20 protein-coding genes and 1 pseudogene are annotated in these 22,623 nt (G+C 55.8%); 8 read left to right on the forward strand and 13 right to left on the reverse strand.

The window, feature by feature from the left end:
* The first annotated feature begins 23 nt into the window (after positions 1-23).
* Positions 24-1,742, forward strand: a complete 1,719-nt coding sequence (locus tag ACN0V1_RS18070; RefSeq protein ID WP_417546325.1) for a tetratricopeptide repeat protein — start codon at positions 24-26, stop codon at positions 1,740-1,742.
* Between the two features lie 419 nt (positions 1,743-2,161).
* On the opposite strand, the gene ACN0V1_RS18075 is transcribed toward ACN0V1_RS18070, so the two are convergent.
* Positions 2,162-3,040 carry a PhzF family phenazine biosynthesis protein gene (locus tag ACN0V1_RS18075; RefSeq protein WP_417546326.1) on the reverse strand — a complete coding sequence of 293 codons (879 nt, stop codon included), beginning with the start codon at positions 3,038-3,040 and terminating at the stop codon, positions 2,162-2,164.
* Between the two features lie 386 nt (positions 3,041-3,426).
* On the reverse strand, positions 3,427-4,041 hold the full coding sequence (locus ACN0V1_RS18080; RefSeq protein ID WP_417546327.1) for a dihydrofolate reductase family protein: 615 nt from the start codon (positions 4,039-4,041) through the stop codon (positions 3,427-3,429).
* A gap of 284 nt (positions 4,042-4,325) precedes the next feature.
* On the opposite strand from ACN0V1_RS18080, the gene ACN0V1_RS18085 reads away from it, so the two are divergent.
* Entirely contained in the window at positions 4,326-4,733 is a 408-nt protein-coding gene (locus ACN0V1_RS18085) for a VOC family protein (RefSeq protein WP_417546328.1), read from the forward strand.
* Positions 4,730-6,019, forward strand: a complete 1,290-nt coding sequence (locus tag ACN0V1_RS18090; RefSeq protein ID WP_417546329.1) for an RNA polymerase sigma factor — start codon at positions 4,730-4,732, stop codon at positions 6,017-6,019. The genes ACN0V1_RS18085 and ACN0V1_RS18090 overlap by 4 nt, the downstream gene beginning before the upstream one ends.
* Before the next feature lie 29 nt (positions 6,020-6,048).
* Here ACN0V1_RS18090 and ACN0V1_RS18095 read toward each other — a convergent pair whose 3' ends face one another.
* Positions 6,049-6,459 carry a DoxX family protein gene (locus tag ACN0V1_RS18095; RefSeq protein WP_417546330.1) on the reverse strand — a complete coding sequence of 137 codons (411 nt, stop codon included), beginning with the start codon at positions 6,457-6,459 and terminating at the stop codon, positions 6,049-6,051.
* 166 nt (positions 6,460-6,625) lie between these two features.
* Here ACN0V1_RS18095 and ACN0V1_RS18100 point away from each other — a divergent pair.
* A pseudogene (locus tag ACN0V1_RS18100) lies at positions 6,626-6,840 on the forward strand (IS110 family transposase); the annotation flags it as partial.
* 77 nt (positions 6,841-6,917) lie between these two features.
* Here the strand turns inward: ACN0V1_RS18100 and ACN0V1_RS18105 are convergent.
* Positions 6,918-7,361 (reverse strand): Spy/CpxP family protein refolding chaperone, encoded by a 444-nt coding sequence (locus ACN0V1_RS18105; protein ID WP_417546331.1) that lies wholly within the window; start codon positions 7,359-7,361, stop codon positions 6,918-6,920.
* A gap of 213 nt (positions 7,362-7,574) precedes the next feature.
* Here ACN0V1_RS18105 and ACN0V1_RS18110 point away from each other — a divergent pair, with 213 nt between their 5' ends.
* Complete coding sequence (locus tag ACN0V1_RS18110; protein WP_417546332.1) at positions 7,575-8,276, forward strand: response regulator transcription factor; 702 nt, start codon at positions 7,575-7,577, stop codon at positions 8,274-8,276.
* Positions 8,273-9,604, forward strand: a complete 1,332-nt coding sequence (locus tag ACN0V1_RS18115; RefSeq protein WP_417546333.1) for a sensor histidine kinase — start codon at positions 8,273-8,275, stop codon at positions 9,602-9,604. Before ACN0V1_RS18110 ends, ACN0V1_RS18115 begins: the two co-directional genes overlap by 4 nt.
* Positions 9,605-9,693: 89 nt before the next feature.
* Here the strand turns inward: ACN0V1_RS18115 and ACN0V1_RS18120 are convergent, their stop codons facing one another.
* From ACN0V1_RS18120 to ACN0V1_RS18135, 4 genes are all read right to left on the reverse strand, one after another.
* Positions 9,694-12,807, reverse strand: coding sequence for an efflux RND transporter permease subunit (locus tag ACN0V1_RS18120; RefSeq protein WP_417546334.1), 3,114 nt, complete (start codon positions 12,805-12,807; stop codon positions 9,694-9,696).
* A 9-nt stretch (positions 12,808-12,816) separates the two neighbouring features.
* On the reverse strand, positions 12,817-13,947 hold the full coding sequence (locus ACN0V1_RS18125; RefSeq protein ID WP_417546335.1) for an efflux RND transporter periplasmic adaptor subunit: 1,131 nt from the start codon (positions 13,945-13,947) through the stop codon (positions 12,817-12,819).
* Between the two features lie 49 nt (positions 13,948-13,996).
* Entirely contained in the window at positions 13,997-14,371 is a 375-nt protein-coding gene (locus tag ACN0V1_RS18130; protein ID WP_417546336.1) for a DUF1428 domain-containing protein, read from the reverse strand.
* Between the two features lie 130 nt (positions 14,372-14,501).
* Complete coding sequence (locus ACN0V1_RS18135) at positions 14,502-16,184, reverse strand: protein adenylyltransferase SelO (RefSeq protein WP_417546337.1); 1,683 nt, start codon at positions 16,182-16,184, stop codon at positions 14,502-14,504.
* 214 nt (positions 16,185-16,398) lie between these two features.
* Between ACN0V1_RS18135 and ACN0V1_RS18140 the strand changes: the two genes are divergently transcribed.
* On the forward strand, positions 16,399-16,542 hold the full coding sequence (locus ACN0V1_RS18140) for a hypothetical protein (RefSeq protein WP_417546338.1): 144 nt from the start codon (positions 16,399-16,401) through the stop codon (positions 16,540-16,542).
* Positions 16,543-16,641: 99 nt separating this feature from the next.
* On the opposite strand, the gene ACN0V1_RS18145 is transcribed toward ACN0V1_RS18140, so the two are convergent.
* The 3 genes from ACN0V1_RS18145 to ACN0V1_RS18155 all read right to left on the reverse strand — a co-directional run bounded on the left by ACN0V1_RS18145 (position 16,642) and on the right by ACN0V1_RS18155 (position 19,433).
* Complete coding sequence (locus tag ACN0V1_RS18145; protein WP_417546339.1) at positions 16,642-16,962, reverse strand: hypothetical protein; 321 nt, start codon at positions 16,960-16,962, stop codon at positions 16,642-16,644.
* A 257-nt stretch (positions 16,963-17,219) separates the two neighbouring features.
* Positions 17,220-18,800 (reverse strand): 2Fe-2S iron-sulfur cluster-binding protein, encoded by a 1,581-nt coding sequence (locus tag ACN0V1_RS18150; RefSeq protein ID WP_417546340.1) that lies wholly within the window; start codon positions 18,798-18,800, stop codon positions 17,220-17,222.
* Between the two features lie 87 nt (positions 18,801-18,887).
* Positions 18,888-19,433, reverse strand: coding sequence for a carboxymuconolactone decarboxylase family protein (locus ACN0V1_RS18155; protein WP_417546341.1), 546 nt, complete (start codon positions 19,431-19,433; stop codon positions 18,888-18,890).
* A gap of 136 nt (positions 19,434-19,569) precedes the next feature.
* Here ACN0V1_RS18155 and ACN0V1_RS18160 point away from each other — a divergent pair, with 136 nt between their 5' ends.
* Positions 19,570-20,481 (forward strand): LysR family transcriptional regulator, encoded by a 912-nt coding sequence (locus ACN0V1_RS18160; protein WP_417546342.1) that lies wholly within the window; start codon positions 19,570-19,572, stop codon positions 20,479-20,481.
* Positions 20,482-20,531: 50 nt separating this feature from the next.
* Here ACN0V1_RS18160 and ACN0V1_RS18165 read toward each other — a convergent pair whose 3' ends face one another.
* Positions 20,532-20,849: a c-type cytochrome gene (locus ACN0V1_RS18165; protein ID WP_417546343.1), complete on the reverse strand. Its 318-nt coding sequence runs from the start codon at positions 20,847-20,849 to the stop codon at positions 20,532-20,534.
* A gap of 326 nt (positions 20,850-21,175) precedes the next feature.
* The gene (locus tag ACN0V1_RS18170) at positions 21,176-22,561 is read right to left on the reverse strand and encodes a TrkH family potassium uptake protein (RefSeq protein ID WP_417546358.1); all 1,386 of its coding nucleotides are present in this window, start codon (positions 22,559-22,561) and stop codon (positions 21,176-21,178) included.
* Between the last annotated feature and the right edge of the window lie 62 nt (positions 22,562-22,623).

A 22,623-nucleotide genomic window follows, 5' to 3' on the forward strand; every position in this document is an offset into this window, starting at 1 on the left:
CACCCGACGACAGGAGACTTATCATGAAAACCAGGACATTTACCCTGACTACCGCGGCGGTGCTCGCCGCCGCAATCTGTAGCGCTTCCTTCGCTCACGAGGACGCGCGCAAGACGGAACTCTTCAAGCCCGGCGTCGGCTACGCCGGCGAGCGCGCCGAGCCGACGGCGAATTCCGCCGCTCGGGTGCCTCTGTATACTGGGCTCGGCAGCCGCAGCTATAAGATCACGACCCGTAGCCCACGAGCCCAGGCGTATTTCGATCAAGGCTTAAAGCTCGCCTGGGGCTTCAATCATGCCGAGGCGCGTCGCGCCTTCCGCGAGGCCCAGCGGCTGGATCCGAACTGTGCCATGTGCTTCTGGGGCGAGGCCTTCGTGCTAGGTTCCAATATCAACGATGCCATGCACGATGAAGTCATCGCGCCGGCCTTCGAGGCGATCACCCGGGCGATGGCGCTAAAGGATGCGGCTTCTCTCAAGGAGCAGGCGCTGATCGAGGCCCTAGCCAAGCGCTACTCCCCCGACTCGGACTCGGAACGTGCGGCGCTGGATCAGGCCTGGGCGGCCGCAATCCGGACGGTCGCCCAGCGCTATCCGCGGGATGCGGATATCCAGGTGCTCTACGCCGATGCGCTGATGAACCTGCAGCCTTGGGATTATTGGGAAGCGGACGGTAACACCCCCAAGGGACATGCGGCGGATATCGTCGCCACCCTGGAGCGTGCGCTTGTCACCGCGCCGGGCCATCCGGCGGCGGCGCACCTCTACATTCACACCGTGGAAGCCTCCTCGACCCCGGAACGCGCGGAGCCCCATGCGGATGCCCTGCGCGGTGCCATGCCGGGGGCCGGCCATCTGACGCATATGCCGGCGCATATCTATAGCCGGGTCGGCCGCTACAAGGATTCACTGGCGGTCAACCGGGACGCCATCGCCGCGGACGAGCGGATGCTGGAGGCGATGGGTGATGTCGCCAGTCCGCTCTACCGCTTCGGCTACTATCCGCACAACGTGCACTTCCTGATGATCGCCGCCCAAATGGCGGGAGCCAAGGGCGACGTGCTGGCAGCGGCGAAGAAGCTCGACGCCATCACTTCGGACGAGGTTTCCGCCGAGCTCGGCTGGGCACAGGCGATCAAGACCGCGCCTTATTCCGCCCACGCCCAGTTCGCGGAACCGGAAGCCATCCTGGCCCTCAACGACCCCGGCGACCAGTTCCCCTTCGTCAAGGGTTATTGGCACTATGCCCGTGGCGTGGCGCTCGCCCGGCTAGGCCGGACCGACGAAGCATTGGCGGAAGCGACCGCATTGAACGAATTGTACACCAACGCGGACCTGGACGGATTAGAGGCCCAGTACGTCCCGGCGCGTGCCCTGCTAGAGATCGCCAAGCACATCGTCGAAGCGCGGGCCGAACAGGCTCGGCAAGACTATTCGGCCGCCGAACATCATCTGCAGGAAGCGATAGCCCTGGAAGACACCATCGCCTACATGGAACCGCCCTACTGGTACTACCCGGTTCGCCAGACCCTCGCCGCGGTGCAGCTTCAGGACGGCCGTGCCCAACAGGCGATCGCAACCTTCCAGCAGGCGCTGAAGAAACAACCCAAGAACGGCTGGGCACTGTGGGGACTACTGCAGGCGCAACAACAAGCCGGCGACGCCTCCGCCAGGCAGACGGAGCGCGAGTTCCGTCGGGTATGGCTGGGTGACAATGCTTTATTAGCGCTTGATCGGCTGTGATCCAGGTCAGGGATTTTTCAAAGGACCGAAGCTAACAACTACTTCATTTGGAGAACGCTCATGTACATCGACGTTTAGATCGTAAACGCCTTCATTGACGGCGCCACCAGTGGCAACTCAACTGATCCCACTCGCTATCATCCCGCGTCCACTGCCCTGTGCGGCACACTTTCGCCCAGTCATTGATAAGCTCTCTTGGTTGGCGTCCGTCAAAGCCCAATCGATCACCAGGCCAACAGCCCCATATTTTTGTGACGGCCGCGATGAACTGCGGCCCGAGCAGCATACGAAAACGCCCGAGCCCGCAGCACGTTGACCGCCGCAGAGCAGTCGCCTTCAACAAGATGCTTATAACCGAAGCGCGACTGCCGGCCAGGGCGTGGCACGCACGCTTGAACTTTCCGACATTCAATCAAATATTAGATCTCAATCCGCAAAGACGACATGACACGGGCGGTGCCACCGGCCATAAGGCGAGTGATCCGGCCATCAGCAACTTCGAGGACAACCTTTATGACGCTTGGCGACGGAGGCTGCATCAGCCAGCCCTGCTCTATGAGTATCTCCCGATCCTCCACCCCGAGATAATCGTGGAGAAAGGACGCAAGTGGGCCTGCCGCCATGCCGGTTCCTGCTTCCTCTGGTATTCCGAACCGTGGGGCAAACATACGTGCGCCAGCATGACGGCCCTGCATCTTCGTCGTTGTCGAGAATACATAGTACCCAATCATATCCAATTCATTGCTGAGTGATTCGACCTGGTGAAGGTCTGGTCTCAGTTCGGCCACCGCTCGTTCATCAGGCAGCGCGACGAGAAGGAAAGCGTTCCCGGTGTTGACTACAAACGGATCAATTCCATTCAGCAACTGCGCTGGCGTAAGGCGGAGAGAGGCAACAACCCGGCCTCCCAATTCAGACGTAAACGGGACCTGGGTGTACTTCGGGGCGCCTTGTTCCATGAAGACCATGTCACCGTTTACGAGGATTCCCCTGTTGCCATCAATCGTTTCTTTGGATAACTGGCCATCACCAACGACGCCACGTTGTCGCAAGAGATAAAAGGTAGCAATGGTGGCATGCCCGCAGTGCGCAATCTGTCGTTTCGGCGTGAAGAAATCGAGTTTGATGGTTGCAGTGTCTGACGCCGATACGAAGGCGGTTTCAGATCGACCAACCTGCTGGGAAATCTTCTGCTTTTGTGCTGCGGCCAGGGCACTCGCATCAATCACAACTCCGGCAGGATTGCCGCCGGTGGCGCCGTCAATGAAGGCGTTTACGATCTGAACGTCGATGTACATGTGCGTTCTCCTTTATCCAAAGCCTCAACGCTAGTTTAAGCCTGGTTATTCAGACAGTCGCTTTGAACTGTCTCTCCTCCAAGCAGCGCGTGCCTTTCGATGGTAAGCGCGTGATCTATGGCGGATTCGAGATACTGGTCAATCGTTGAGACGGCGCAGGTCGATGGGTTAGACAAGCAGGCCGTCTCTGGATACTTCGCGGGCACATGTTTTCAAAGTGACTCGCCCAACCGGATGGTGGGCTCCCTCGAAACCTTTTTGTCCGTCACGTTCGGATCGTTCTTGACCGGACCGGTCGGACAGGTAGCGAGGTTGGTCATAGCAATTCACCCTGGTTATTGGGGGCATATCCTTTCGTCGATGTATTCCCTGTCTTGGGTGTCAGGTCACTCCTCCAATTCAGAAAACGTTCCGGTGCGCAGTGGTCCAACGGCTCGATAAGTATTCATCAGCACGCCCGAGGATGCGGCCTTCGTAATGATGAGCGCGAGTTCGCGGGGGGCGCCGCTGTCTGAAAAGAAGCGTTTGCCTGTGCCCAGCAGAACCGGGAAGACGAGCAGCGGAACCTCATCGGCCAGCCCTTCTTCAAGCAATACGCGCGTCAGCGTCGAGCTTCCCCATACGACCAGATCAGGGCCGTCCTTCAATTTGACCCGGCGGATACCCTTCACGATGTCCGAACCAAGGTCGTTAACCGGGCCCCATTCAAGACTCTCCGGCCTGTGGGTCGCAACGAACTTCTTCGCTGCATTCAGACTGTCCGCCATCGGGCCACGCTGGTTCGGCCAGTAGCCGGCAAAGATGTCATAGGTGTGTCGGCCAAGCAGCAGATCGAAACTCTCGCCGTATGCGGCATCGATTGCCTCTCCGATGGCCGGGTCAGCATGCGGCACGGCCCACCCACCATGCGAGTAGTCGCCGTCTCTGTCTTCGTCCGGTCCGCCGGGCGCCTGGATTACGCCATCCAGCGAGATGTGTTCGATAATCCGGATCTTTCTCATTGTTTCTCTCCAATGCTCCAGTGCTCTGTTCGTCCTGTCCTGATGACGAATGAGCGGCGAATTTCACGACACTTGTTCGACTTTTTTCATCTCCGGGAATGCGCGGGACGAGAAACGGCAGTGCCATGGGACAGCCGCGCCGAGGTTGAGCGTAGGGAACGGCGTGTGAAGAAGGCCTAAGAGAAACCCGATGTCGATTTCACCCCTTTCTGTTCGTCACAGGAATGAACCGCCGAAATCCGGCCAAATCCGATTACATAACCCGGCCTCAAAGGGGACTTCTTATGGTCAGCCAAATCTTCGTCAATCTACCTGTCGCCGATCTCAGAGTGTCGATCGCTTTCTTCACTCGGTTGGGGTTCACCTTCAACCCCGAGTTCACCGACGATACGGCCACCTGTATGATCGTTGGCGACAATATCTTCGTGATGCTACTCACCCGTGAGCGCTTCGCCGAGTTCACTCCGTTGCCGTTGACCGACGCCCACACCGTTACCGAGGTGCTGGTAGCGCTCAGGCTGCAGAGCCGCGAGGCGGTGGATGTAATGGTGCGCGAGGCAGTGGCAGCAGGTGGTTCGATCTATAATGATCCCCAGGACCACGGTTTTATGTATAGCCATGGTTTCCAGGATCCTGATGGCCATATCTGGGAAGTAATGTATATGACGGGGGCACCCGGGGGAACGGTGTGACAAACCAGGAGCTTCGCGCGACCATCGACGCGATCTGGCGTATCGAATCGGCCAGGGTGATCGCCCGGGTCGCACGTTTGACTCACGACCTGAGTCTGGCGGAAGACTATGCTCAGGACGCCCTACTCACTGCTCTGGAAGTCTGGCCTGCCAAGGGGCTTCCGGATAACCCCGGTGCCTGGCTAATGACCGCGGCCAAGCGCCGCGCTCTCGATTATCTGCGCCACCAGACCATGGCGGCATCCAAACATGTCGAATTCGCCAGAGATCTGGAGGCCCACAGCGCCGTGACCGAGCAGGTCTTCGCCGAAAGGATTGATGCATCCCTCGACGGCGAAGTTGACGACGACATTTTGCGATTGATCTTCACTGCGTGCCACCCTGTTCTCTCACCAGATGCGCGCGCCGCGCTCACGCTGAAGGTGGTCGGCGGCCTCACCACACAAGAGATCGCTCGCGCCTATCTCAAGTCCGAGTCCACAATCGCGCAGCGTATTGTGCGCGCCAAGCGGACGCTGGCCGAAGCCCGTGTGCCTTTCGAGATGCCACGCGGTGCGGAACTTGCACCGCGGCTCGCTTCGGTACTTGAGGTCGTTTACCTGTTCTTCAATGAAGGCTACGCCGCCACAAGCGGTAACCACTGGACACGACCAGAATTGTGCGACGAAGCGCTGCGTTTGGGTCGGATGTTGGCCAGTTTAATGCCGCAAGAGGCCGAGGTGCACGGTTTGGCTGCGCTGATGGAAATTCAGGCCTCGCGTCTGCCCGCCCGGGTGGATTCGAAAGGTCACCCGATCCTGCTGCCGGATCAGGACCGAAGCCGCTGGGACCGGCTTTTGATCCAACGCGGTCTGGCCGCCCTGGCTGGTGCCGAAAGCCTGCCAGGTGCTCTTGGCCCCTACACCCTGCAGGCTGCAATCGCAGCCTGCCACGCCCGAGCCGCAACCTACGGGGAAACCGATTGGCCGCAAATCGCGGCACTCTATGAGGCGCTCGCCCAGATGGCGCCTTCGCCGGTGATCGCACTCAACCGCGCAGTCGCGGTGGGTATGGCGTTCGGGCCAGCAGCGGGGCTGGAGCTGGTCGATGCCCTGCTCGCAGAGCCGACATTGACGCATTACCATCTACTACCCAGCGTGCGCGGTGACCTGCTTGCCCGGCTCGACCGCATACATGAAGCCCGCACCGAGTTCGAACGTGCAGCCGCCCTCACCTGCAATGGCCGAGAGCGAGCCTTCCTACTGGCACGGGCGGCGGTGTGTACGAAAAAACCAGGACAACCCTGACTTGCACGAGGAGGCGGCGACTACATGTGTCAGGTTTTTTGCGCCCGGCCCCTGGACAACATGTTGTCTATGCTCCAAATCTCTCCGCCACGCGTTGCTACAAACAGAAATATGAAGCAGTAGAGCGCTATGGTTTCGCCGCCATTGGCAATCGGAAAGAGGCCTTGTGGAGCATGCACTGTCCAATAGCCAACAGCGGCCATACCACTACACAGAAATGCAGCAGGTGAGGTGAACAAACCGAGGACAATAAGTGTTCCTCCAACAAGCTCAATATATCCAGCCGCTGTTGTCATGCCATTCAGAGGCCAAGGAAACTCAATTGGAAAACTAAGCAGCTTTTGAGTGCCGTGGTTCAAAAACAGGAATCCGCAGACAATACGCATGAGTGCATAAGCCTGATCAGTACATTTCGAGAGTAATGTCGTTAGCGCGCGCATAAAATCTCCTTCCTGAGTCGATTAATAATAACTCCGTTTCTATGTTTATACTGGTACCGAAATCCGAACGACTTCAGAATCACTTGATACTGATTGAGCCTTCTCCCCAGCCCAGCGGTTACCCGCTAAGCTGGAAGGCGACCAAGCACTACAGGGGAGAAGACCCATGAACTTTTACCATAGCACTCACCGTCATTATTGTGGAATCGACCTGAACCGCTACTGGCACTGCTCGAACCCTTTCGCGATGACCTTGTGGTTGGCGTTGAATGCATGCACTGCTGGTACTGGATCTCGGATCTGTGTGAAGAACACGGCATCCACGTTATCCTGGGCCATGCGCTTTACATGAAGGCCATCCACGGTGGCAAATCCAAGAACACACTAAATACCATACCAAAAAAAGCCCTGCCGGAACCGGCAGGGCGCTTGGGTGACTTAACCAGCTCTTACGTACGTCAGTGCATAAAACCATGCCCACGCTCACGATGCTTTTCCAACCATTCCATCAGTGTCTCCTTCTGTTCGGGGGTCAGGCTTGCATGCAGTTCGTTGATTTTTGGCAGGAGAGTTCTGAAGCTTTCATTGATCGCTTGCTGGTGTTGCTCCAGAACCACTATTAGACGAGCTTCATCCAATTGGTCAGATTTCAGCTCTTCAACGATCATCGTGCGTGTTGCTTCCCGTTTTTCGCTCATTGACGTGCGAATCTGTTTCAGATCGGCAAGCAGTTGGTTCCACTGATCGTTCTGCTGTTGGTCGAATTTCAGTTCATTGCTGACTTTTTCGGCCAGATAATCCATCCGCCCCTCTTCACCGTGTCGGCAGCCAGCCAGGCTGAGAGCAAAAACGATGAACGAGAACAGAATCAGAGGTTTCTTTAAACAGGTTGCATGTTTCATAGCGGTCTCCTTGATAACCGTGCCATCGGGCTCGTAGTGAGCCACTGATGTCATCGTAGGAGCGATCCGCTTTGGGTTCTTTTCATCGGGGTATCAGGTTGTTTCAGGTTGTAACACCTTATCCCTTTGATTTCTAAAATATTCCGTCGAATCAGTACGAACCGGTTAAAACGCCAATATGGACTCGGGAAAGAGTGGGGCTATGATGCAGACATGAACGTGCTTTTGATCGATGACGATATCAACCTTGCCAGATTGCTCAAGCAGTATCTGGCCGGCTATCAGTGGCAGTTGCAACACGCAGCCATACCTTCCGATGCCTACCGAAAGATCAGCGAGCACCCACCCGACGCCATTATCCTGGATGTCATGTTGCCGGAAGAGGATGGCTTTCAGGTTTGTCGCCGTATACGGGGAAAATGGGATATTCCCATCATCATGTTGACCGCAAGAGGTGAGGTCACAGACCGTGTGGTCGGACTGGAGCTAGGCGCCGATGACTACCTCCCAAAGCCTTTTGAACCCCGGGAGCTGGTCGCGCGAATTCAGACCATCGTTCGCCGCCTGGAACGTGCCTCAGACCGCTCCAATCAGCATCAAAAAGGCGATCCTCTGACCTTCAAAGGCATCACTATCCGCCCGTTGACTCAGGAAGTGGAAGTAGAGGGACATGCCGTAAAACTCACTAGCTCCGAGTTCCGCCTGCTCCTGCTTTTTGCCTCTCACCCAGGCAGAGTGTATTCACGGGATAACATCATGAACGAGCTTCGGGGAACAGAAGTGGAGCTGTTTTCAAGATCCGTGGACATTACCGTCAGCCGCCTCAGGCAGAAACTGAAATTGAAGTCGAAGCGAACGTTTATTACCACCGTTTGGGGAAGCGGCTACCGCTTTGCCGGTGAGGCATCAGTATGAAACAACATCCGCGAACCACGACTGGTTTACGACGTAAAGGGCTACGTAGCCTCAGCGCCCGACTTACGTTGATATTTTTGCTGACAGGTTTGTTGCTGGTTGTGTTAGTGGTGGGTGCATTCCGGTTTTCCGCCGAAGAATATTCCCAGATACGCTGGCGGGATATGCTGGTGGACTATGTTGCCACCATCAGCCAGGACATCTCTCCGCCTTTTACTGCGGAGCAAGCACGCAATCTCGCCCAACGTACAATGACAGAAGTCAGTATCCAGTCCGACGATGGCCACTGGGTGCCGTCGCCTCCGCCTTTTGACATGCAAGATGCCAACTGGAATGACGCGCGGGATCCCGAACTCAAAATTGGGCGGTGGCGGGGGTATTTTGCCCTTGCCCGGAAAACCGATGGCGGCACCATACTGTTCTATGATCGCCCCGTTCATGGCTTTAACTTTCTCACGCCCGGCACTTTAATTTCGCTTGCACTGATCATTCTGGTGATCTTCGCCTGTTTCCACTATGTCAAAGCCCTGTTGCGGCCAATACAGACTCTGACCGCCGCCGTTGAGGAGGTTCGTGAGGGCAACCTGAGCGTCGAAGTACCGGTTAAACGGCAGGACGAGCTGGGAGTCCTGACGACAGCATTCAATAGTATGTCCCAGCAGATAAAACGTATGTTGGATGCCAAACACCAGCTCCTTATCGCCCTAAGCCATGAACTCCGCTCCCCCCTGACCCGACTGCGTATGGCCGCCGAACTGCTTCCCGAATCAGAGAATCAGAAAGGCATGATTAACGACTGCCGCATTATGGATAAAATCATAGCCGACATCATGGAGGGAGAAAGGCTTGAAGGTCATCACCAGGCATTGAATTACAAAGAGGTGGTCATCTCCGATCTGATTCAGGAAGCCAGCCTGGATTTCCCCTCTGACCAGCAGGATAGGATTGAGGTTTTCCCCGGCCCAGAGATAACCGTTATCGGAGATCCAGTTCGGCTAAAGCTGGTGCTACGCAACCTGCTGCAGAACGCTCTGGACTACAGTAACGAACAACCGGTCACCGTAAAGTGGACCCGAACGACCGACAGCGTGGAAATCGCCGTCGCAGACCAGGGGCCGGGGTTTTCAGCCGATGATTTACAGCACATCGGAGAGCCTTTTTACAGAGCTGATCAATCACGAACACACCATCAGGGCAATGGCATGGGTCTGTACTTGTGCAAATTGATTTGTATCGCCCATGGTGGGAGGTTAGGAGTCAGCAACTACCTGGCAGAGGGTACCGATACATCGCCCGGCGCCAAAGTGACCGTGATCCTACCCAACTGATGACCGACATCATTCAGGATTCCAATGACTTTGATTAATCTTCAGCCGTGGACCGTTTCAACACGTTGCGGAGGACACCTACATGGGTGTCAGTAGCCAGTAATGGCCGAATCCCCCGCATGCCGATCCTTTGCCATCAGCACATACAACGACGGCACCACGAACAGGGTGAACAGTGTGCCGACGGCCATGCCACCGACCAGCACCAAGCCAATCGAGTTGCGCGCTGCTGCGCCTGCCCCGGTCACCAGCACCAGCGGAAAGTGGCCGGCGATGGTGGCAATACTGGTCATCAGCACCGGGCGTAGACGGATCATCGCCGCCTGATGCACGGCATCAAGTTTGCTGGCGCCGTGCTGCTGCAGCTTGTTGGCGAATTCCACGATGAGAATACCGTTCTTGGCGATCAGCCCGACCAGAGTGACCATGCCAACCTGAGCGTAGATGTTCATGGTGGTGGTCCAGCCGTTGGTCCAGTGCGCCATGTTGGGATCGGGCATCTTCAGGACTGTGAAGATGAGCGCGCCGAACATCGCCAGCGGCACCGAACCGGCGAGGATCACAAAGGGGTCGCGGAACGAATTGAACTGCACCGCCAACACCAAAAAGATCATCAATACGGCCAGCGAGAACGCAGGCAGAAATTTGTTGCCTTCGGTGCGCAGTTGGCGGGACTCGCCGGTGTAGTCGAAGGAATAGCCTGGCGGCAGGATCTCCCGCGCGGTTTCTTCGAGGAAATTGAGCGCTTCGTCCAAGGTTCGGCCGCTCATGCCAGAGAGTTTCACCGCGTTAAGCTGCTGAAAGCGGTTGAGTGAGCGGGCCACGACCGAACTCTCAATGTGCGCAACCGTCGATAGTGGCAACATCTGGTCGTCAGGGCCGGCAATATAAATATTGCGCAGCTGCTCGCTGTTAAGTCGATCGGTCCGCTGAACCAGCGGAATCACCTTATAGCTGCGGCCATCCATATTGAACCGGTTGACGAAATTCCCACCGGTGGCGACACCGAGTTCGGCGCCAACCTGGGACAAACTCAGCCCCAAGGTTGCTAGTTTGTCGCGGTCGAACATCACCGTCTCCAGGGGTTGGTCGAGCTTCAGGTCGATGATGGGAGGAAAGAAAAACAGTCCACTCTGCATCGCCTTTTCCTGGATCTGCTGGGCGAACTCGAGCAGGCGCTCGGCATCAGCCGTGGAGGTAATGAGAAACTCGATCGGGAAGTTGCTGCCTCCCGGCAGCGCCGGAGGGGTGGTCATGAATATCTGGATACCGGGTATTTTTGCCACCTCGCTCTGTACCGCCGGCAGGATCTGGCTCGCCGTTTGAGTGCGCTCGCCCCAAGGTTTCAACACCACGCCGCTGAAACCATCTGCCCCGAGCATGGCACCAATCGACGGTGGAAATAGGAACTGGAAAGTCAGCTCGGCTTCGGGCCTCTCCTGCATGGCCTGTTCCGCGGCCTTGGCATAGACTGCGTTTTGGTCGGTAGTCGCGTTGGCGGCGGTATTGATGATACCGAACAGCACACTCTGGTCTTCCGTCGGCGCCAACTCCGTGGGTGAGAACATGAACATCGGCACGGTGCACAGGCTCACCAAAATCCAGACCAGGTAGACTGCTGGCCGAGCCTTCAGCGTATTCCCGAGAGCACGACCATAGGCCTCGCGCAATCGGTCGGAACGACGATTAAGCCAACCGGCTAGCCCGCGCTCTTCATCCTTGGCACTGCGCAACAGGTTCGCGGCCATGGTCGGCGACAGGGTCAGCGCCACGACGCCGGAGATGGCCACCGCGCCCGCCAGGGTGAAGGCGAATTCACGAAAAAGCGTGCCGGTAAGGCCACCTTGTAAGCCAATGGGGATATACACGGCGACCAGCGTGACGGTCATGGCTAGGATTGGGGCGATGAGTTCGCGCGCGCCGAGGAGCGCCGCCTCTCGTGACGTGCGGCCCTCGCGCAGATGTCGCTCGACGTTCTCGACCACGACGATGGCGTCGTCGACCACCAGCCCGACCGACAGCACGATGGCCAGCAGCGTCAACAAATTGAGGGTGAAGCCGAACAACTGCATCAGAAAGATACCGCCGATCAGCGATACCGGGATCGCCATCACCGGCACCAGCACCGAGCGCACCGAGCCGAGGAACAAAAAGATCACCGCGATCACGATGAGCAGAGTGTCGGTGAGCGTTCCGGTCACCTCGTGAATGGCGTCACTGACGTATTCCGAGGCGTCATAGGCGATGCTCGCCTCCAGTCCGCTTGGCATATCCTCCTTGATTCGTTCAAGCTCCGCGCGTACGCCGTCGATCACTTCGATGATATTGGCGTTCGGTTGCGGAAACACCCCGGCGAACACCGCGGTCTGCCCGGAATAGCGCACCAACGTGTCATAGTCTTCCGCACCTAACTCAACATCTGCGACGTCCTGCAGGCGCACGAGGGTATCGTTTTCTTGATAGACCACCAGGCGGCGAAAATCCTCAACGCTGTGCAAATCGGTATTTGCCGCCAGTTCGGCCTGCACCAGTGCGCCCTTGGTGCTGCCGATGGCGGCCAGGTAGTTGTTGGCGGCCAGCGCCTCGCGCACCTGCATCGGACTTATATGTAGCGCGGCCATGCTATCGGGCTTGAGCCAGATGCGCATCGCAAAGGTACGCGCACCGAAGATCTCGATCCGCTGTACGCCGGTAACCGAAGCGAGGCGCGGCTGCACCAAACGGGTCAGATAATCGGTGATCTGCTCCGGGGTCAGAATGTTGGAGGAAAAGCTCAGGTAGGCTGCGGCGAACTCCGAGTCTGCAGATTGCACGCTGATGGCGGGTACCTGGGCCTCGGCGGGTAGATCATTGCGCACCTGATCGACCTTGGAGGAGATGTCCGCCAACGCCTTGGTTGAGTCATAGTTGAGCTTGAGCCGCGCAGTAATGATCGAGATACCCTGCAGGCTTTTCGACTCAATGTAATCGATACCTTCCGCTGCGCCGATGGCGCGCTCTAGTGGCGTGGTTATGAAGCCACGCACCAGCTCCGCGCTGGCGCCGACATACACCGTTGAGATCTGCACCGAGGCATTTTCGCTCAGCGGATACTGGCGCACGCTCAGCGAATTCCATGCGTAAAGGCCAGCGATGAGGATGATGAGATTGACCACGATCGCCAGCACTGGGCGGCGAATGAAGATATCGGTGAAGTGATTCATGAACCTGCCTCAAGACTCCGCCGGGTGCGGTTCGAGTTCGGCCTTGGGTGCCAGCGCATTGTCGACGACCACATTCATGCCACTGCGCAGCTTGAACACACCACTGGTCACCACGGCTTCGCCCGCCTTCAGGCCATCAATCACATCGACATAATCACCCCGCGCCCTCCCCAGTTGAACGAACTGCTGACGCAGCACCTGGACGTTTTTTCCGCTTTTCTTATCCTGGTGTTCTTCAACCACGAACACCGAGTCGCCATAAGGCGCGTAAAGCACCGCGGTCTCGACGACGGGCAATACCCGTTGGGTGTCTGGCAGCACCACTTCGACCTTAGCGAACATACCCGCATACAGCGCCTCTTGGGGATTGGCAACTAACGCCCGCACGCGCACGTTGCGCGTCACTGGGTCTACCTCCGGGTTCACCGCAAGAATGTCACCAGTAAACGTCTCTCCGGGCGCGGCGTCCGTGGTGACACGCACCGTCATGCCCGGTTTCAGCTGCCGGATTCGTTGTTGCGGAACAGAGAAGTCCACATGAATGGGGTCGAGTGTTTGGAGAGTCACGATCGAGTCGCCTTCACGCAAGACTTGCCCGAGATTGATCAGGCGCAGACCCAGGCGGCCGGTGAAAGGGGCGCTCACTGTTTTCTTCGCGATCGACGCGCGCACATTTCCTACCTGAGCGGCCGCTTCCTTGAGCTGGGCCTCTGCACGGTCGACCGAATCCCTGGACGCCAGATTGCGATTACCCAGTTGCCGTCTACGCTCGAAATCCGCCCTGGCCAACGCCGCGGCGGCCTCCGCTGAAGCAAGTTGAGCATCTTCGCTCGCCGTATCGAGGTGAACTAACATGTCCCCCTTGTTTGTTACAGCGCCGGACTCAAAGGAAATCTGCACCACTTGGCCACCGATTTCGGCGCTCACCATCACACCTTGCACGGCGGACACTGTGGCCGTTGCGGGGATTAACTGCTCCCACTGTGCATTGTCCACCGTCATAACTGTGACGGTCTCGGGCGGCTGCACCATGTGCTCGGCGGCCTCCCCCATCGCCCCGAATTGATCGAGTTTGGTATAGACAATGGTGCCCACCACAATCACGACACCAATAGCAGCGAAGAGCAGTGTTTTCAGCATGAACGTGTCATCCTGGGATCTGAGAAAGCGGTCAATCACCGGCGCATGGCTAGGCTCCAGACAGCTCAACAACCGGCGTAAACCCGCCATAGATCATGCGCTTGCCGTCGAAGGGCATGGGATTCGTCTCGGGATTCATACGTGGATCGGTTTTCATCAGCTCGTCAAAGCGCTTCATGGCGGCGTCACGCGTCGCCTTGTCTGGCCACTCTATCCAGGAAAAAATCACCGCTTCTCCCTGCTGCGCCTGTACCGCCCGGCGGAAGTCGGTCGTCTTGCCCTCCGGCACGTCGTCACCCCAACATTCGAGAATACGGATGGCGCCGAGCTCCAGAAACACCTGGTCAGCCTTGTTGGCATGGTCAATAAACGCTTGCCGATTATCCTCAGGACAAGCAATCACGAAACCGTCGATGTAAGTCATGTTTGCACTCCATTTTCAGTAGGTTGCCAGTCGCGGTAACTGGGTAGCATCGCAGTGGAGCCGAATAAGTACTAATTCCGGCTTCGTATCTGGTAGACGAATGACAAGAGAGGTTTTCGACATCGCGCAATCACGACGAACAGCTAAGATGCGACGATCCACCGAGCTCAAAGAACTCCGACGGCTTCAGCCTATAGTATTTCCCCTCCACATCCTTAGCCTGCTCGGCGTATGGCTGCGTCATGACGTCCTGCAGCTCTCGAACTAAAGAATAGTTCCCCGCGGCCGCTTGCTGATACGCAGGCACAACCAGCCACTCCCGCAAACTGAACTTTGGATTGACGAGCTTCATCTGCCGAGAAAGGTCTTCACGAGAGCCAGGTTGAGTGAGCGATTTCCATTTTGAGAGCCACTCGGACCATCGTTTGTCCATTCCTTCGGGGTCTGCACCATACGCTGAGCTCTTGTAGAAGCTTTTTTTCAGCGGGCCAATGTCGTCCGGCACCGTCGAGAGCTCGCGGAAGAAAATGGTGTAATCAACAGGCGTTTGCTCCATCAGCGTTACGAGCTCGCTAAACAACGCCGTGTCAAAAGCGCCAAGTCCAAGCTTGGCAGCCCACATCTTTTCCATTTGTGCTTGCATCACCTTTGGGAAATCACTTCGAATCTCGTCGAGTTGGCGCAGAGTGTCCTGATGCGTCGCCAGCAACGGCCGCAATGCCGTACAAAACATGTGGAAGTTGCGTTCTGCTGCTACCGGTTGGTTCAGGAATGCAAAATGATGTCCGCCACCGGTCCATGGCTGGTAGTGCGGATCGAACACCTCGCAGAATCCGAATGGGCCATAGTCGAGTGTGAAGCCGCCGGCCGCACAGTTGTCGCTGTTGAAGTTGCCCTGGCAGTAGCCAACGCGAATCCAATTCGCCACCAACGACGTGAGTCGGCTGAGAAATTCGCGCGCAAGTAACAGCACCTTTTCGGGGGTGGTTAGCTTCTGGTCAATGACGCCTCCGTACTCACGATCGATCAAGTGCAACACGATCTTCTCAAGCTCCTCCATCGCTTGCGGGTGTTCCTGCTTGCGAGCGCGGCGACCGAAGAGCTCGAGTTGGCCAACTCGAATGAACGACGGTGCGACGCGCGTCGAGATGGCGACCGGCTCTGATATAAGTATGTCTGGGTCTCTCGAATGCGAGCCCTCCGAATACCATGGGCGCCTGACTCTCTCCGTTTTCGAAACGTACAAACTCAGAGACCGTGACGTAGGCACCCCGAGCGCGTGCATATGCTCCTGTGCCAGGAACTCCCGAACACTCGACCGCAGAACGGCCCGACCGTCCGCGCCGCGGCAGTATGGCGTTCGGCCGCCACCTTTCAGTTGCATTTCCCAGCGTCGACCGTTGATGACAGCCTCAAGTACCGAAATTGCGCGACCGTCGCCGTATCCGTTGCCGGTTTGGAACGGGCACTGCTGGTGGTATTCGGTGCCGAAGATGGAAAGTGCGTAACCACAAGCCCAACCAACCTTGCGCATCGGCTCCGGAACGAACGCGATATCGCCGCAGAACACCCGAACGAAATCAGCCGACTGCGCCATGCTGTCGGCGAACCCCAGTTCGCGAAACAGGTTTTTGCTATGCACGACGTACTCGGGGTTTTCGATTGGCGTCGGAGTGACGGGGACATAGTGGCCCGTAAAGACTTGTCGCGGCGCGTAATCGCGCCCGTCTGCTTTCGCGTCGGGGTCGCAGTTGAGAGTATCCACGAGCGAATAATTTGCCAACATTGCGAGCTCGTCGAGGGTCTCGACCATAAGGGATGTTTCCTTTTGCTGTCTCTTTATCATAGGGGCTCCTAGCGGCGTCAGCAATGCGGTCCAATACACAATGGAAATGAACCCATCATTTGAGCTGATGTGTCGTATACCTCAAGACAATTTTTTCTCAGCACGCTAAACAGAGAGAATCTCAATCAAGCCAATGAGGCGATGTTGTTTAACTTAATTCTCTTAAAAGGTGGAATATCATATGAACGCACTTAACAAGTTCTTTCTCGTTTTCTCTGTACTCGCTTTCTCTGCACTCGCACAAGCAGAAGGTGTGAGCCAGGAAGATATCGAGCGTGGAAACAACCCTGCGGTTGAAACGGTCGATTTGGGGATCAGCAACTAAGATGCTGCTGACAGTATACAGTGGGCGGGCAAATCGCCCGCCACTCTTCAAGCGTCAAAATCCTTCCAAGAGAAAGTGTCAACCACATTCCAGCCAAAATCACACTGAGGTGTGTTCAGCTATATAAAGGTCTTCCTTTATCAGAGCATTACCCAGTACTGCGCTTATCAGGTAAGCGTGGCAGGTCTGCACAAACTCAAGTGTTTTACTATCCATTAGGCCGACCATAAGCGCCGGTTCAACGTCAAGCAGCGCTACGATACTTAATGCGTTTCTGTTTCGAGCATCACAGGTAGTTTTCATCAATTCACTGGTGTTTCTCTTGTATATAAACTTTTGGGAATACCAGTGAAGCAACAGACGCTTCATACTCGCTGAGAGTGGACTCTTCTGATTTAATGTATGAATGGAAGTGTTCATGGCGCCCCCCTCGAAACTTGAACAACGAAGTGCGTTCACTCATTAGACGAGCGGAGCGACCCAAATGTTACAAACAGGTACCGGGCCCTTGGAAATTCATCCATGGTAATTTGGCGAGCGGATGGCCGGCACGCATCCCATTGCCAACACATATCCACCAGAGCTGTCCGATCACTCTGGACCACGGTTTCTTCAAAATTCTCGTCAGTGAGTTCTAAAGGCGCTTTATTTTATGAACTTGATCTTCAGGGACATGCCTAAAGGTCCAGTACCAGCACGTCACTCTTTGCGCGCGAAACACACGGGCACATCAAACCAAGGTCCTCCCGCTCGTTTACGGTTAGTGAGGAATCTTTGTGGTCAGGCTCGCCGTCCAGAACCCTCACAGCGCATGACCTGCAATGGCCGAGTTTACAGCTATGCGGAACTGCAACTCCGGCTTCCAGAGCAGCATCAAGAATGGTTTGTTCGGGGGTAACCTGAATGACGATGCCGGAGCGGGCAAACTTTACCTCGACCGGTTTTGCGTCGGCTTCTATCCCGGGCTTAAATCGCTCGAAACGCACACGCCCTGCATCAATTCCCAAATGGGCGGCTGTTTTAACCACTCCATCAATGAGCCTGGAGGGGCCGCACACGTAGATAACCGCATCTGCCGGAGCACTCACCAGAATTGCATCAAGATCCATACGTTGACCCTGGTCACTGATATAGCTCGTGAACCTGTTGCCAAATTCCCGTTGCAGACGATCCAGGTAAGCCATTCGGACTGAATCCCGGCCTGCATAGTGCAGCTGGAAATCAGCGCCGCGAAATGCGAGTGCCTGGGCCATCGGCTTGATGGGCGTAATGCCGATACCGCCAGCAATAAGAATAGAGGCTCGGTTATCACCGTGCAGTGCAAAATGGCTGATGGGCGTGGATACCTTCAAAATGGTACCCAGGTGATAATTGTCGTGTATTGACCTTGAACCTCCGCTTCCGTCGGATTCAAGCAAGACCGCTATCTCGAACACGTCCCGACGGTTTGGGTTAGAGGCAATGGAATATCGCCTGGTCGCGATCGTACCATCCGGCATGGGTACCGGCACTTCCAAATGGGCACCGGGCTCGAATTCCGGAAGGTCTCCTCCAGACGGTCGCCTGAGTTCAAAAGCCCTGACCTTCTCGGCCAGCTGTCGAACCCCGGTAATCACCAACTCCAGCTCACCACTCCCGATATCCAGCCTGGTACTCGGTTCGGCTTGCGCACGGGAAGCTTTTAGACGTCGATTTTCCTGAAGTATGGGTTCGACCAGTGTGTCTAGCTCGGCTTGGCTGTAACGTGGCGTAATGTGTTGGGGGCAGTTCCAGTCAAAGGCCTCAACATGAACCAGCATCCCCCGCTCGATTCTGGCCCGATAGTGATTGTCTTCCAGTAGCGCAAGCCGATCCATCTCATCGGGATCAACAATCTCCATGCGGCCAAGCAGCTTGAGTCTGGTCCGGTTAGGGTAATCCATAAAAAAGAGCGCGACCCGGTTATTGCTCAACACGTTTCCTGTCGTGATGTACTGGCTGTTACCTGAGTAGTCAGCAAAGCCGATAGTCGATGCCCCCAGAACCTTCATGAAGCCGACTGGGCCGCCACGATGCTGCAGGTATGGCCATCCGGTCTCACTCACGCTGGCCATATAAAAGCTGTCCCGCGCCTGGATAAAGGCCCGCTCACGCTCACCCAGAAGGAAGTTATAGCCCTCGCCCTGATCCAGGCTGGCGTAGCCTGCGCGACTGCCCATTTTTTCCTGGACATCTCTCACGCTGTTGGTGAAAGCGATCTCCGCAAATTTATGCGCCATGACATCTCTCCCGCTACTTAATCGCTTTAATTAGGCTGTAAAGGTGATTCGGCCGCAAAACGTTCGAAACACCTTCACAGCGAACCGTTAGTGAGAAAGTTCAAGATCAACTGATGGGAAATCGATCTTCACGCGACTGGCCTTTCCCAGAATATTGGTCAGCACATTCATGCCCACATGGGTGATGATTTCGACGACGTCCGAATCCGAGAAACCTGAATCACGCACCTCCTGCAGCTCGGCGTTGGTAACTTCTCCATTGTGTTCAACCAGAGCGCGTGCAAATTTTACGGCTGAGGCGGCTTTGGCATCCTCACTGGTGCCGGCCCGGTTCGCCTCAATTTCAGAACCACTCAGTCCGGCTTTTCGTCCAATTGCGGTATGGGCTGACACACAATACTGACACGCGTTTTGCTGCGCCACGGCCAGGGCTATGCGCTCCCTGGTTTGCGGGTCGAGACTGCCCTCTTCCGAAATACTGTGAAGTCCCAGGAACGCCCGCAAGGCCGAGGGCGAATTGGCGAATACCTTCAGAAAGTTGGGGATCATACCCAGCTTTACCTCAATGGCTTCCAGAAGTTCAGCTTGTTCAACAGTTGCGCTATTTTTTTCGATGACACCGATGCGACTCATGATTCCTATCCTCTCAATGTTTATTGAACGTTCCGAATCTCTGTGTTGCGGAACGTGTAATGACTATGGCCATTTCTCATACAGAGGTGAATAATCAGAAATCACAGAACTTTATTTCACTGGGAGTAATAATCGAATGGATCGGTTTAGTCAGATGGAGGTATTCATGACCGTTGCGGACGAAGGAGGATTCTCTTCCGCAGCACGACGACTGGGTCTTTCCGCCCCGGCGATCACGCGGGCAATTTCCTCTCTGGAGAGGAACCTAGGGGTTCAACTATTTAAACGCACAACCCGCCACGTAAGAATCACTGAAGCGGGGGCAAGATATCTTGACGATGTGAGACGGATTCTTGGGGAGATCACTGCGGCAGATGAGGCGGTAACAGGTATAAATGCAGCGCCAAGAGGCCACCTTGTGGTGACGGCGCCGGTATTGTTCGGTCGTTTACATGTCATGCCCGGTATCGCTGATTATCTGAAAGAGTATCCCGATATGACCGTTGATGCCCTCTTTCTTGATCGTGTCGTGGATATGCTGGGCGAAGGCGTGGATGTTGGGGTAAGGATTGGACAGTTACCGGACTCAGGTATTCGGGCCCGTAAGGTTGGAGAAGTTCGCAGTGTTCTGGTCGCCTCGCCGGATTACCTCAACCGCTCAGGCATTCCTCGTTCTCCGAATGATCTGACAAAACATACATTGGTTGCCGCAAGGGCCGGAGATTTCTCGCCAAGCTGGAAATTTACGGTAGAGAACAAAGACTTTACCTTGAAGATAAGGCCCAGATTGACGGTAACATCCAACGATTCCGCCATCGAAGCGGCAATAGAGGGTTTGGGAATAACACGGGTCTTGTCCTACCAGGTAGCTTCCGACCTGGCGGATGCACGGTTGAATCTTGTCCTTGATGAGTGGGAACAACCACCCCTACCCATTCATATTGTTCATCGTGAAAACCGCAACGTGCCCGTCAAGGTTCGAGCGTTCATTGACCTGCTCTCAGAACAGCTGAAGGGTAACGCTACCCTAAATCCGAGAGCGGCCTGAGTAACCTGACCTTCGGCTCGGACTCGACTCTGCGGCACTTGCGCTGCGCACTACTTCGACGTCACCTTTTCAACGTAATACGCCACGGCTTTGATCTGCTCGTCAGACAGCGAACCGTCAAACGCAGGCATGATGCCCACGCCGCCACTAACGGCGTTGGCCACCTGACCTGCGCTGGGTTTGAGTTCATCCAGGTTGGGACCAATTTCACCAGCAGATCCTGCGTCGTTCAGTGTGTGGCAGATGGTGCAAGACGGTTGCGACTGTTCCAGAAAGACTTTCTTACGGGCATCAAATTGCTCATCCGCCAGAGCAGAACCGATGGTTAACATACCCGCAGCAAGCGCAAGGGGAACTCGGAACGTCATAATACTATCCTCGATAGAATCGTACTTTGTACTTTCGGCGTAATCCAAGGGATGTCGCAGCGGCCCGGTGTGGCGCCCCATATCCGACCCCAGGAAGCGGGCCTGTTTCCAGGTAGCTTTGCAACCGCGTGGCGGTCATGCCGGGGCGCTCTGCCAGCGTCGCGATCAACTCTGGATCCACGGGTGTATGGCGCTTGAGCAAGTCGCGTGGTCTGTAGCCCAATACGACGGTTCGGGCATGTTCAACCGATCTGTTTGAACTCAATCTCTTTTTCCAAGGTATAGGGTCTGCGAGGCTTTTAGCACTTCGTGTGTGGGCCCAAGGCCTAACTGCGCCAGAAATGCCGCGAGAACATCACAAACACACTAAGTAACTCCAGCCGTCCCAACAACATAGCCACCATCAGTACCCACTTCGCTGCATCGGGTAACGATTGAAAATTACCCGCGGGACCTATGGTGTCGCCGAGTCCCGGCCCGACATTAGACAAAGCGGTGACCGCTCCCGTTAGGCTCGTAACCAAGTCCAGCCCCAATAAAGAGAGGATGGCCGCAACCACTGCCAGTGTTGCAAGAAAGATGAATGAAAACGCGACACTGGAGGCGACAATCTCATCACTGATAATTCGTCCATTATAGCGTCTCGCGATCACTGCATTCGGGTGCAGAAGCCGATGCATCTGCTCCCTCAGAAGTAGCATGGACAACTGAAACCGGAAGATTTTCATACCGCCGCTGGTCGACCCCGAACATCCACCCACAAACGTCAGGATAAAGAACACAACAACCACGAAAGGCCCCCACATCGAGTAATCCTCGGAGGCATATCCGGTGGTAGTAACAACCGAGGTCACGTTGAACAACGCATGAATAAAGGCATCCAGTGGAGCAGCCTTTTCTTTCATAACACGATAGAGGGCGATCGTCGCTGCTACCATCAGCAGGAACTTGAGGAAAAAGTGAATCTGGCGGTCTCTCAGTAGCGGTTTTGCATGGCCATTCAGTAGCCGAACAAACAGGAAAAACGGGATGGAGCCGAGCATCATGAAAATGGACGACGCGAACAGGATTGGAAGCTCGTCAAACTGACCCATTGAGCTATCTGAAGTCGAATAGCCGCCGGTGGAAACGGTGGTCAACGCGTGATTCAATGCGTTAAAGAGGTCCATCCCCAGTGCCCAATAGACCAGAATGCAACCAAATGTCAGCGTGAGATAGCTAAACACCAAGCTTTGGGCCAAGCGGTTTGTCCGGGGCACCGCTTTCTCATTCCACTCAGACGATTCCGTGGCAAACAGCCTCATGCCACCGATTCTCAGAAACGGCAGAATCGCAACAGCCATGCCAATGATTCCGATGCCGCCCATCCACTGCATAATGGAGCGCCAAAGCAGAATATCGCCAGGCAATCCGTCAAGCCCGACCATCACTGTAGAGCCTGTGGTTGTTACGCCGGAAATGCTTTCGAAAAATGCATCCGTAACGCTGAGCTTCAAATCACTCAGCAATAATGGCAGGCTCGAAAACAGTGGAATAACAGTCCATGCCGACACGGTGAGGACAAACATCTGTCGTTGCTTGAGCGGGTGACGTTTTCGAGCGGCACTGAAGAAACAAAGCAAACCAACGATGAAACAAATACTTGCGGATTTCACAAACGCCGGCCAATCCGGCGTGTTTTCGAACATCAGCAGGTTCACTGGCAGAGTCATCAAGAAACTGAGCAGAATCAGCAGAAACCCAAGAATCTGAACAACAGGCGATACAGTAAACG

It is taken from the genome of Marinobacter sp. (assembly GCF_048266785.1).
GTDB lineage: Bacteria > Pseudomonadota > Gammaproteobacteria > Pseudomonadales > Oleiphilaceae > Marinobacter.